Raw genomic sequence first — 12,330 nt, forward strand, 5'->3', positions numbered from 1 at the left:
CGGTCGGCGGGCCGCCGGCGACCCGGCCGGGTGAGGACAGGATATCCGCAGACCATGCCTTATGAGAGCGCTCTCAGAAGCCTGGTCCGGAGCGGGCCCTCCCCGCGCCCGCCACGGGCCGCCTTCCCGCCGCCTCCCACCGGCCTGCAGAATGCGGCATGTGACCGATGACGACGACCCGTACCTGTGGCTGGAAGACGTGCTGGGCGAGGAAGCCCTCGCGTGGGTGGCCGAGCGCAACGCGGAGACCGAGGCCGAGCTCGCCGCCGACCCCGGCTTCCCGTCCCTGAAGGAGCGCCTCCGCGACGTCCTCGACGCCTCGGACCGCATCCCCTACACGGCCCGCAGGGGCGCGTACCTCTACAACTTCTGGCGGGACGCCCGTCACGTACGCGGGGTGTGGCGGCGCACCACGCCGGAGCAGTACCGCAAGGACGACCCCGAGTGGGAGGTCCTCCTCGACGTGGACGCGCTCGCCGCCGCCGAGGACGAGAAGTGGGTCTGGGCCGGCGCGCGGGTCCGCCGCCCCGACCTCGACCGGGCCCTGGTCATGCTGTCGCGCGACGGGGGCGACGCCGTCGTGGTGCGCGAGTTCGACCTCACCACCCGTGCCTTCGTCGAGGACGGCTTCCACGTCCCCGAGGCCAAGACGCGGATCGGCTGGATCGACGCCGACACCGTCCTCCTCGGCACCGACCACGGACCGGGCTCGCTCACCGACGCCGGCTATCCCCGGACGGTCCGCCGGTGGCGGCGCGGCACCCCCCTGGAGGAGGCCGAGACCGTCTTCGAGGCCGAGGTCTCGGACGTCTCCGCCTGGGGCCGGTACGACGCCACGCCCGGGTACGAGCGCGCGTTCGTCGGCCGTTCCCTCGACTTCTACCGCAGCGAGACCTACCTGCTGCGCGAGGACTCCACCCTCGTCCGCATCGACGTCCCCGAGGACGCCGAGGCGTACGCCCACCGGGACCACCTCGTCGTCACCCTGAAGTCCCCGTGGCTCGGGCAGCCCGCGGGCGCGCTCCTCGCCTTCGGCTTCGACGCCTTCCTCGCGGGGGACCGCACGCCCCGGGTCCTGTTCACGCCGGACGAGCGGACCGCGCTCGCCGGCCAGGTGTGGACCCGGCACCACCTCGTCCTGGAGGTGATGCGGGACGTCAGCACCCACATCGAGGTCCTCACCCCCGTCCCCGGAGGCGAGTGGACCCGCGAACCCCTCGCGGACGTACCGCCCTTCTCCGCCGCCGGCGTGGTGGACACCGACCCGGACGTCTCCGACGAGTACGTCCTCGACGTGTCCGGCTTCCTCCAGCCGTCCACCCTGTACCACGGGCACATCGGCGGCGGTTCGGAGATCCTCAAGCAGGCCCCCGCCCGTTTCGACACGACGGGCCTCTCCGTCCGCCAGCACTTCGCGCGCTCCGCCGACGGCACGCGCGTGCCGTACTTCGTGATCGGCCCCGATCCCGCCGCCACCGGGCCCGGCCCCACCCTCCTGTACGGCTACGGCGGCTTCGAGGTCTCCCTCACCCCCTCCTACGGGGCGGTCACCGGCCGGGCCTGGCTGGAGCGGGGCGGCACCTACGTCATCGCCAACATCCGGGGCGGCGGCGAGTACGGACCGGCCTGGCACCAGGCCGCGCTCCGCGCCGAACGGCCACGCGCCTTCGAGGACTTCGCGGCCGTCGCCGCCGACCTCGTCGCCCGCGGCATCACCACCCCGGCCATGCTCGGCGCCCTGGGCGGCAGCAACGGCGGCCTGCTCATGGGCGCGATGCTCACGCGCTACCCCGAGCTGTTCGGCGCGATCGTCGCCCAGGTGCCGCTCCTCGACATGCTGCGGTTCCACAAGCTCCTCGCCGGAGCCTCCTGGACCGCCGAGTACGGGGACCCCGACGTGGCCGCCGACCGTCCGCACCTGCGGGACCTCTCCCCGTACCACCAGCTGTCGGCGGACCGGAGCTGCCCGCCGGTGCTCCTGATGACGTCCACCCGCGACGACCGGGTGCACCCCGGACACGCCCGCAAGGCGGCGGCCCGGCTCCGCGCCCTCGGCCACCCGGTGCTGTTCCACGAGAACACGGGCGGCGGGCACGCGGGAGCGAGCGACAACGAACAGGCCGCCCACAACCGGGCTCTGGTCCACACCTTCCTGTGGCGCCACTTGGCGCCGGCCGGCGAAGCCGGGGTGTAGGGACGGAACCGGTCCCGGGGCGCGAGGGGCCGGAGGGCGCAAGGGGTCCCCGGTTCCGGGGGCCCCTTCCGCCGTGGCGGCCGTCAGCTCCGCGGCGCCGCGGCCGCGTTCCGCCAGACGGTCAGGTCGAGCGTCAGGTACTTGCTGGGGGAGTCCTTCGAGGAGAAACCCCTGATCGTGACCAGGCCCATGTGGCCCGAGCCGGTGGTGACACAGATCTGGCGCCCCTGGGAGAGGCTCTTGACGTAGACGTCCTGCGCGAAGCGGGTCTCCGCGCGGCACGTCGCGAGCGAGCCCTTCTGCCCCGGGTCGAGGAGCACCAGATGGCCGCCGTTGCCCTCCGCGTCGAGGTAGTCGCCGGTGTCGTACGAGAGCTCGTACCCGCCGTCCTCGCCGTCCTCCGGCCGGACGACCTCGTCGCCGAGGTTCAGGTGGTAGCCGGCCGGCAGGTCGATGTCCTTGAACTCGACGGCCTTCGGCGCGACGGCGGCCGGGGCGGCGGAGGCCGTCGCAGCCGGCGTGGCGCCGGTCGCCGGGCCGGTGGAGCCGCCCCGCGAGGCGCCGCCGCCGCGCCCGTCCTGCTGCGCGCCGCCGTCCGCGCCGGTCCGCTGCCCCTGGTCCTTCAGCAGGACGTACGCGGTCACGCCGCCCGCGACGCCGAAGGCGAGGGCGGCGACGAGGGCCACGAGCAGACCGCGCCGCGCCTGCCCCGCCGCGGGCCGGAGGCCGGTGCCGGGGGGCGGGAAGCCGTGGGGGTACGGGCCGGGGGACGAAGGTCCGCCCGGACCCCGGTGCTGCGTGGGGGCGTACGCGAAGGCGGCGGACGGACCGGTCCCCGGCGGCGGCGTGGCCGGGCGCCCCGGCGCGCCGGTGGGCGGCCCGAACCCGGTACCCGGTGCGCCGGCCGTCGCGACGGGCACCCCCCGCCCGGCGGTCGGAGCCGGCGGCGCGGGAGGCGCGGTGGGGCCGGCCGGGGCGGTGGGGGAGTAGGCGGGTGCGGTGGGCACCGTGCCGGGGGCGGTCGGCGGTACGGAGGGCGGGGGCGGGGCCTGGACGGGAGCCGGGGCCGCCACCCGGGCGGTGATGTCGGCGGAGACCGGGGCCGGCAGCCAGTCCTCGGGGCGCCGCAGCACCGTCGCCTCGTTGGCGGCCTGGCACAGCCGGATCACCTCCTGCACGGACGGCCTGGCCTCCGGGTCCTTCGCCAGGCAGCGCGTCACCAGCTCCGTCAGCCGCTCCGGCAGCCCGCTCAGGTCGGGCTGCTCGTGCACGATGCGGTACAGCACCCCGTGCGAGGTGCCCTCGCCGAAGGCGGGCACCCCCATCGCCGCGTACGCCGCGACCTGTCCGAGCGCGAAGACGTCCGTCGCCGGGGTCACCCGCCTCCCCGCCGCCTGCTCGGGCGCCATGAAGGACGGCGTCCCGATGGTGACGCCGCTGCCCGTGAGCGAGGTCGCGTCGGCCGCGTGGGCGATGCCGAAGTCGATGACCCGCGGCCCGTCGGCGGCGAGCAGCACGTTGGACGGCTTGAGGTCGCGGTGCACGATCCCCGCTCCGTGGATGACGTGCAGGGCCTCGGCCATGCCGGCGACCAGCAGCAGCACCGTCTCCACCGGCAGCGGGCCGTGCGCGACGACCGCGTCGGCCAGTGAGGGGCCCGGCACGTAGGCGGTGGCGAGCCACGGGCGGGTCCCGTCCGGATCGGCGTCGATGACGGGGGCGGTGCAGAGCCCCTGGACCCGCTGCGCGGACCGCACCTCCTGGGCGAACCGGCGGCGGAACTCGGCGTCCTCACCGAACTCCGGCCGGATCACCTTGATCGCCACGGCCCGTCCGCCGGGCGTGTACGACAGGTACACCTTGCCCATGCCGCCCGCGCCCAGGCGGGCGGCGAGCCGGTACCCGGCGACGGTGGTGGGGTCGTCCGCCGCGAGCGGCTGAAAGATCTCGCCCGCTCCGGCCCGCCCCGACTGCTGCCCACTCATGTACTCATGTCTCCCCGTGCGGACCTCTGTTGCCGGACGGCACCCTACCCCCGCACCCGTCCGGCGCGTTCCCCGCCGTCCGACCGGGCTCCGCCCGCCTCCTGAACGACCGTCAGCCGTATCCGTCCCCCGTGGTCCGGTGCCGCCCCCGGCAGGGGACCCCGCGCCCGCCCCCCCCGTGCGGCTCGGGGGGCGGGGGAGGGGGGCGGCGGACCGGTCCCGCCTCCCGGAACGCCCCGGCCCGCCGGTTCTCCGTGAGCCGTGTCTCACCGGCCCCCGCACCCTTGCTATGCAACTCGTTGCATAGCAAGATCGGGGCCATGGCGCTCGAACACGCGATCCTCGTGTCCCTGCTCGAGAAGCCGGGCTCCGGCTACGAGCTGGCCCGGCGCTTCGAGCGGTCCATCGGATACTTCTGGACCGCCACCCACCAGCAGATCTACCGCGTCCTCAAGCGCATGGAGAGCGACGGCTGGATCGACGTGCGCGACATCCCGCAGCAGGGCAGGCCGGACAAGAAGGAGTACTCCGTCGCCGGCCCCGGACGGGAGGCGCTCGCCGCCTGGCTGCACGCGCCCATCGAGCCCGAGAGCGTCCGGCACGACCTCGCCGTCAAGATCCGCGGCGCCGCCTTCGACGACCCGGCCGCCCTGATCCGCGAGGTCGAGCGGCACCGGCAGGCGCACACCGACCGGCTCGCCCACTACCTCTCCGGAGAGGTCCGCGACTTCACCGGCCCCGAGGCCCGGGCGGCGGCGGACCCCGACGGCCCCCCCGATCCCGAGCGGGAGCTCCAGCACGTCGTCCTGCGCGGTGGCATCGCCTACGAACGCATGATGATCGCCTGGCTGGACGACGTCCTCACCACCCTCGCCCGCTTCGGCGCCCCCGGCAGCTGACCGGCGGGCCACCGGCCGGGCCCCCCGTCCTCCCTCCTCACCTTCCATCCGTCACCTCCAGCCGAAAGGCGGCGCCATGACCGACCCGCTGCTGTTCAACCCGCGCACCTACGACCCCGCGCACTTCGACCCGGAGACCCGCAGGCTGCTGCGCGCCACCGTCGACTGGTTCGAGTCGCGCGGCAAGCGGCGGATCATCGAGGACTACCGGACCCGCGCGTGGCTCGGCGACTTCCTCGCCTTCGCCGCGGAGGAAGGGCTGTTCGCGACCTTCCTCACCCCCTCCTCCGCCGCCGGCGAGGACGGGGCCGACAAGCGCTGGGACACCGCCCGCATCGCCGCTCTCAACGAGATCCTCGGCTTCTACGGGCTCGACTACTGGTACGCCTGGCAGGTCACCATCCTCGGCCTCGGCCCGGTCTGGCAGAGCGACAACGCCGCCGCCCGCGCCCGCGCCGCGGAACTCCTCTCCCAGGGCGAGGTGTTCGCCTTCGGTCTCTCCGAGAAGACCCACGGCGCCGACATCTACTCCACCGACATGCTCCTGGAGCCCGACGGCCGGGGCGGCTTCCGCGCCACCGGCTCCAAGTACTACATCGGCAACGGAAACGCCGCCGGCCTCGTCTCCGTCTTCGGCCGCCGCACCGACGTCGAGGGCCCCGACGGCTACGTCTTCTTCGCCGCCGACAGCCGTCACCCCGCCTACCACCTCGTGAAGAACGTCGTGGACTCCTCCAAGTACGTCAGCGAGTTCCGCCTGGAGGACTATCCCGTCGCCGCCGAGGACGTCCTGCACACCGGCCGCGCCGCCTTCGACGCCGCCCTCAACACGGTCAACGTCGGCAAGTTCAACCTGTGCACCGCCTCGATCGGCATCTGCGAGCACGCGATGTACGAGGCCGTCACCCACGCGCAGAACCGCATCCTGTACGGCCGTCCCGTCACCGCCTTCCCGCACGTGCGGCGCGAACTCACCGACGCCTACGTCCGCCTCGTCGGCATGAAGCTGTTCAGCGACCGTGCCGTCGACTACTTCCGCACCGCGGGACCGGACGACCGCCGCTACCTCCTCTTCAACCCGATGACGAAGATGAAGGTCACCACCGAGGGCGAGAAGGTCATCGACCTCATGTGGGACGTCATCGCGGCCAAGGGCTTCGAGAAGGACAACTACTTCGCGCAGGCGGCCGTCGAGATCCGCGGCCTGCCCAAGCTGGAGGGCACGGTCCACGTCAACCTGGCGCTGATCCTCAAGTTCATGCGCAACCACCTGCTCGACCCGGTCGCCTACGAGCCCGTCCCCACCCGGCTCGACGCCGCCGACGACACCTTCCTCTTCCGCCAGGGACCGGCCCGCGGCCTCGGCTCGGTGCGCTTCCACGACTGGCGCCCGGCCTTCGACGCGTACGCCCACCTGCCCAACGTGGCGCGCTTCCGCGAGCAGGCCGACGCCCTCTGCGCGTTCGTCGCCACCGCCGCCCCGGACGAGGAGCAGAGCCGCGACCTCGACCTCCTCCTCGCCGTCGGCCAGCTGTTCGCGCTCGTCGTCCACGGCCAGCTGGTCCTGGAGCAGGCCGCCCTGACCGGACCCGACACCGACGTCCTGGACGAGCTGTTCGCCGTGCTCGTACGGGACTTCTCCGCGCACGCCGTCGAGCTGCACGGCAAGGACTCCGCCACCGCGCAGCAGCAGGAGTGGGCCCTCGGCGCCGTCCGGCGCCCGGTCGTCGACGAGGCCCGCTCGGGCCGTGTCTGGGAGCGCGTCGAAGCCCTCTCCGGTGCCTACGAGATGAAGCCGTAACGGGTCACCCCGCAAGGGTCGGCCGCCGGGGCCGGCCGGGACGTCCACCGTCCCGGCCGGCCCCGGCGCGTACGCCTCCACGCCAACCTTCGCGAAAAGAAGGGCGAGTGCCTCGGAGAAGTGGGGGTACGCGAGGCGACACAGGCCAACGTTCGGCTAGGAACAGGAGGTTGTCCCCGTGCGGACCGAGGTGGCGAAGGCGACGACGACGGACACCGAGCGCGAGACGACCGGCGGCCTGCCCGTGGTCGACGCTCCGCACGAGGTCGCACCGCGCGATGCGCGCGAACTGTCCAAGGTGTTCTTCCGTGAACTCGCGGAACGCGAGGAGGGGACGGCGGAGTACCAGTACGTCCGCAACACCCTCATCGAGATGAACATGTCCCTGGTCCGGTACGTGGCCCGGCGCTTCCGTGGCCGGGGCGACGACATGGAGGACATCGTGCAGGTCGGCCTGGTCGGTCTGATCAGGGCGATCGACCGCTTCGACATCTCGCGCGAGGTGGAGTTCACGACGTTCGCGGTGCCGTGCATCGTGGGGGAGATCAAGCGTTTCTTCCGGGACACGACCTGGGCCGTGCACGTCCCGCGCCGTCTCCAGGAGGCCCGCGTCGAGCTGGCCAGGGCCACCGAGACGCTCGGCTCACGCCTGGGCCGCTCCCCGCGCGTCGCGGAACTCGCGGAGCACATGGGCATCTCCGAGGACGAGGTGGTCGAGGCGCAGATCGCCTCGAACGGCTACCACTCCACCTCCCTCGACGCCGCCGTCGGGAACGACTCCGAGGACGTGGACGCCGCCCTCGCCGACTTCATCGGCGAGGAGGACCCGGCCCTCGGCCTCTTCGAGGACTTCCACACCCTCGCCCCGCTGGTCGAGCGCCTCGGCGAACGCGACCGGCGCCTGCTCCACCTGCGGTTCGTGGAGGAACTGACCCAGGCGGAGATAGGAAAGCGCCTCGGCATCTCCCAGATGCACGTCTCCCGGCTCCTGTCGCGCAGCCTCACCCGGCTGCGCGAGGGCATGCTCGCCGGCGACGACGCCTGACGGGGTGCCCGGCCCGCCGGCGCCCGGCCGCCGTCCGCACCGGCGGACGGGCGCGCGGCCGGTGACCGGGCGTGCCCCGCCCCATCGCGCCGGTCGCGCTCGCCGCCGCCCTGGACCGGCGTCGCGGGCGACGGCTGCGTGCGTGCTCCGGCCCCGAGGACGACCGCACGGTCGAGGACGCCGGCGTCCGGCGGGCCGCCGGGAAGGAGCCCGACGCCCGGGCGAAGCGGCACGACTCCCCGGACATCCGCCCCCTCCCGCGCGGGGCCGGGAGCGGTACGCCGCGGAGCGTTCGGGAGCAGGTCGCGGACCGCCCGGAAGGCGCCGTGCACGCCGCCGACCCGCCTGGTCACCGCGCTCATGCGGGACCGCGGCCACCCCACGGAGGGCTTCGAACAGCGGACGCGGGACCTCTCCGCCGACCACGGCCGAACGGCTCCGCGGAGCGATGGTCCACTACCGCGTCCTCTCCGAGGAGCTCCGCTCCGACGGCGACCCCGGGCCGCCGCCGACCTCCGGCCCGTGCCCGGCCGTGTCCCGGGCACGGCGCGGCGCCACGGCCGGGCCCCGCCGGGACGTCGTGGAGGCGAAGCCCAGCCAGGTGTGGCGGTTGCCGGCCCAGCACCAGCCGACCTTGGGGGCGTCGCGGCGTTCGCGGCCGTCGCGGCCCGTGCCGTTGCTGATCCAGATCGCCGGGGTGCGGGCGTCCAGGGTGCCGCCGGGCTTGCGCAGGCGGGAACCGATCGTCATGAAGCAGTGGTTGCGCTCCAGGACCTCCGGCCGCTGGAGCAGCCAGTGGAGTCCCTCGGTGAGGAGCAGGGGGCTGCGGCCCTCACCGGTGAGGGCCGGCAGCGCCTCGTCGGGGCTCCAGTCGGCCATCCGGTCCCCGCGGTCGGGGCCCGCGACGAGATAGACCGGGGCGTCCGGCACGGTGACCGTGTCGATCGGGGTGAACGCGTCGACGTCCGGCATGTCGACGACGACGAAGCCGGGCTTGCCCGCGCGCCGCAGGAGCGGCGCGAGGGCGGAGGCGGGGACCCGGCCGTGGTGGACGGCCAGCAGGAGATCACCGTCGCCGCCCTCCCCGCCGGCGGCCCTCGCGGCGTTCTCGGCGAGGGCGCGGAACTCCTCGGCGCTCGTTCCCGCGAGCTCGTGCACACCGAGCGCGATCAGGCGGTCCGCCTGTGCGGGGAGCGGCGGGAGGGCGGGAACGGCGGCAGCCGCCTCGGTTCCGGTCGGCACGGTTCTTCTCCTCGTTCACGTGACGCGGGGCGTCGGGGCGTGATGGTCCCCCGGCCAACGGGACAGCCCCCGGAAACGTTCCTTCCACCCTTCGTCCGCCCACGGCGCCGGTTCCCCCTCGATGGCCCTCCGGACGCCCAGCAGAGGCGGGACACCCCGGGACCCCTGCTCCAGGCGCCTGCGCACGCCCCGTCCGCGGTCACCCTCGTGGGGCGAGGCCCGTCATGTCCATGCGGTGATGTCACTGCTGAAACGAAAGGGCCCGCGCCGGCCGTCCACGCCCCGCCACCCCCTCCGCGCACCCGGGCCCTCTCGATTGCGGACACCGGCACCGGAGGGGAGAGTGCGGAGAGGACAAAAAGTGCCCGCCGGGATGTTCGGCGCGCCCATGATCGGGCACGCGGAGAAGCGCGTGCGCATCCGATCCTCCGCGCGGCGGACCGCCGGACGGACGGCGCGCCGCTCGAAGCGTCCGATCCCCACTCATGTACAGGAGCGACGCCCGTGACCGCGAACCACGCACCTCACGAGCCCACCGAGCCGCACGAGCCCCGTGAACCCCACACGCCGCTGCCTCCGCCGCCGGACCAGGAGGGACCCGAGACGGTCAGCCCCACCGGCCAGGCGACCGGCGAGGACCCCGCCCGCGTGGCGCAGAGCGGCGCCTACCTCACCACCGCGCAGGGCGCCCGCCTCTACGAGAGCGACCACTCGCTCAAGGCCGGGGCCCGCGGCCCCGTCCTGCTCCAGGACCACCATCTGCGCGAGAAGATCACCCATTTCGACCACGAGCGCATCCCGGAGCGGGTCGTGCACGCCCGCGGCGCGGCGGCCCACGGCGTGTTCCGCAGTTACGGTACGGCCGCCCGGGTGACGAAGGCGGCCTTCCTCGCGCCGGACGCCGAGACGCCGGTCTTCGTCCGGTTCTCCACCGTCCTCGGCTCACGCGGCTCCGCCGACACCGTCCGGGACACCCGGGGCTTCGCGACGAAGTTCTACACGGAGGAAGGCACCTTCGACCTCGTCGGCAACAACATCCCCGTCTTCTTCATCCAGGACGCGGTCAAGTTCCCCGACATCATCCACGCCGGCAAGCCCCACCCCGACCGCGAGATCCCCCAGGCCCAGAGCGCCCACGACACCTTCTGGGACTTCGTGACCCTCCACACCGAGGCCACCCACCACACCCTGTGGAACATGTCCGACCGGGGCATCCCGCGCTCCTACCGGATGATGGAGGGCTTCGGCGTGCACACCTTCCGCCTGGAGGCGGAGGACGGCGGGACCACGCTGGTGAAGTTCCACTGGAAGCCCCGGCTCGGCGTGCACTCCATGGTCTGGGAAGAGGCCCAGATCGCCGGCGGAGTGGACCCCGACTTCCACCGCCGGGACCTGTACGACGCGATCGAGGCCGGCGCCTTCCCGCAGTGGGAACTCGGCATCCAGACCTTCCCCGACACGCCCGAGCAGACCTTCGAGGGCATCGACCTGCTCGACCCCACGAAGATCGTGCCGGAGGAACTGGCCCCGGTGCAGCCCATCGGCCTGCTCACCCTCAACGCGAACCCCAAGAACTTCTTCGCCGAGACGGAGCAGGTCGCCTTCCACCCCGGCCACCTGGTGCCGGGCATCGACATCACCGACGACCCCCTGCTCGCCGGACGTCTCTTCTCCTACCTGGACACCCAGATCAGCCGGCTCGGCGGCCCCAACTTCGGCCAGCTCCCGATCAACCGGCCGCACGCCCCGGTCAACGACATGCACCGCGACGGCATGCACCAGACGGCCGTCCACACGGGCATCGCCCCCTACCGGCCCAACTCCCTCGACGGCGGCTGCCCCTTCCTCGCGAGCGCCGAACAGGGCGCCTACGTCGAGGTCCCGGCCGCCGTCCCCGAGTCGGCGAAGCGGCGGGTCGCCCCCGAGTCCTTCGGGGACCACTTCAGCCAGCCCCGGCAGTTCTGGCTGAGCATGACGCCGACCGAGCGCGAGCACATCATCGCCGCCTACACCTTCGAACTGGGCAAGTGCACCGTCCAGGCGGTCCGCGAGCGGGCCCTGACGGTCCTCGCCAACATCGACCCGGTCCTCTGCGAGGGAGTCGCCGCCGGACTCGGCCTGCCCGTGCCTCCCGCGACCGTGCCCTTCGCCGACGTCGAACCGAGCCCCGCGCTCTCCCAGCTCGGCGCGGAGTGGCCGCTGGACGGACGTACCGTCGGCATCGTCACCGACGGCACCACCTCCACGGAAACGGTGCGCGCCGTCCACGACGCCGTGGACGCGGCCGGCATGGTGCCCCTGATCGTCGGCCCCACGGGCGGCACCCTCGACGCCGACGGCGCCCCCCTCATGGTGCGGCGCACCTTCGCCACGGCCCGGTCCGTCGAGTTCGACACGCTGTTCCTGGTCGGCGCGCCCGCCCCCGGGCTGGACGCGCGCGGCTCCCTCGACGCCAAGGCCGGCCACCTGCCCGCCGACACGCCCCCGGTCGACCCCCGCGTGACCCTCCTCCTGAACGAGGCCTACCGCCACGGCAAGGCCATCGGCGGCACCCCGGGCGCCGCCGGGGCCCTGCGGGCCGCAGGCCTGCCGGAGGACGCCCCCGGCGTGGTCCTCGGCGACGACACCGGCGCCGTCCTCGCGACCCTGACCGAACTGCTCGGCAAGCACCGCGTCTGGCAGCGGTTCCCCGCCGCGCTCTGAGCACGGCGGCACCGTGCGACGAGAACTCCGCGTCCCCACCAGCCCCGCCCGCGCGGCGGGGGAGAAGGAGGAACACCCATGACCGACTCCGCGCCGGAGGCCGCACCCGGGCGCTTCCGCCCGCTCACCGCCGTCGTCACGGGGTCCGACTCCGGCATCGGCCGGGCGACCGCCGTACGGCTCGCCGAAGCGGGCCTCGACGTCGGCATCACCTGGCACACCGACGAGGAAGGGGCCCGGGCCACGGCGGAGGAGGTGACCCGGCTCGGCCGGCGCGCCGTGGTCGCCCCGCTGGACCTGACGAAGCTGCCCGAGGCGGCGGACGTCGTCGACCGGCTCGCCGACGAACTGGGCCGCATCGACGTCCTGGTCAACAACGCCGGCACGGGGACGGCCACCCCCTTCCTCGACCTCGACCTCGACACCGTCCGCCAGGTCCTCGACGTCGACCTCGTGGGGCC

Annotated in this window: 8 protein-coding genes; 6 read left to right on the forward strand and 2 right to left on the reverse strand. The window is 73.9% G+C overall.

The window, feature by feature from the left end; all coding sequences use genetic code 11:
* Positions 1–151: 151 nt before the first annotated feature.
* On the forward strand, positions 152–2,194 hold the full coding sequence (locus RIF68_RS11695) for a prolyl oligopeptidase family serine peptidase (protein WP_309051124.1): 2,043 nt from the start codon (positions 152–154) through the stop codon (positions 2,192–2,194).
* 83 nt (positions 2,195–2,277) lie between these two features.
* Here the strand turns inward: RIF68_RS11695 and RIF68_RS11700 are convergent, their stop codons facing one another.
* Positions 2,278–4,179, reverse strand: coding sequence for a serine/threonine-protein kinase (locus RIF68_RS11700; protein WP_309051125.1), 1,902 nt, complete (start codon positions 4,177–4,179; stop codon positions 2,278–2,280).
* A 320-nt stretch (positions 4,180–4,499) separates the two neighbouring features.
* Here RIF68_RS11700 and RIF68_RS11705 point away from each other — a divergent pair, with 320 nt between their 5' ends.
* From RIF68_RS11705 to RIF68_RS11715, 3 genes are all read left to right on the forward strand, one after another.
* Positions 4,500–5,078 carry a PadR family transcriptional regulator gene (locus RIF68_RS11705; protein ID WP_309051126.1) on the forward strand — a complete coding sequence of 193 codons (579 nt, stop codon included), beginning with the start codon at positions 4,500–4,502 and terminating at the stop codon, positions 5,076–5,078.
* A 76-nt stretch (positions 5,079–5,154) separates the two neighbouring features.
* On the forward strand, positions 5,155–6,879 hold the full coding sequence (locus RIF68_RS11710) for an acyl-CoA dehydrogenase family protein (RefSeq protein ID WP_309051127.1): 1,725 nt from the start codon (positions 5,155–5,157) through the stop codon (positions 6,877–6,879).
* A gap of 178 nt (positions 6,880–7,057) precedes the next feature.
* The gene (locus RIF68_RS11715) at positions 7,058–7,924 is read left to right on the forward strand and encodes an RNA polymerase sigma factor SigF (RefSeq protein ID WP_375165170.1); all 867 of its coding nucleotides are present in this window, start codon (positions 7,058–7,060) and stop codon (positions 7,922–7,924) included.
* Positions 7,925–8,380: 456 nt separating this feature from the next.
* On the opposite strand, the gene RIF68_RS11720 is transcribed toward RIF68_RS11715, so the two are convergent.
* Complete coding sequence (locus tag RIF68_RS11720) at positions 8,381–9,166, reverse strand: DUF5701 family protein (protein ID WP_309051128.1); 786 nt, start codon at positions 9,164–9,166, stop codon at positions 8,381–8,383.
* A gap of 504 nt (positions 9,167–9,670) precedes the next feature.
* Here RIF68_RS11720 and RIF68_RS11725 point away from each other — a divergent pair.
* Both RIF68_RS11725 and RIF68_RS11730 read left to right on the forward strand, forming a co-directional pair.
* Complete coding sequence (locus tag RIF68_RS11725; RefSeq protein WP_309051129.1) at positions 9,671–11,869, forward strand: catalase; 2,199 nt, start codon at positions 9,671–9,673, stop codon at positions 11,867–11,869.
* A 78-nt stretch (positions 11,870–11,947) separates the two neighbouring features.
* The coding region (locus tag RIF68_RS11730) for an SDR family NAD(P)-dependent oxidoreductase (RefSeq protein ID WP_309051130.1) at positions 11,948–12,330 on the forward strand (383 nt) is incomplete at its 3' end.

Source organism: Streptomyces sp. (assembly GCF_031178505.1).
Classification (GTDB): domain Bacteria; phylum Actinomycetota; class Actinomycetes; order Streptomycetales; family Streptomycetaceae; genus Streptomyces; species Streptomyces gulbargensis.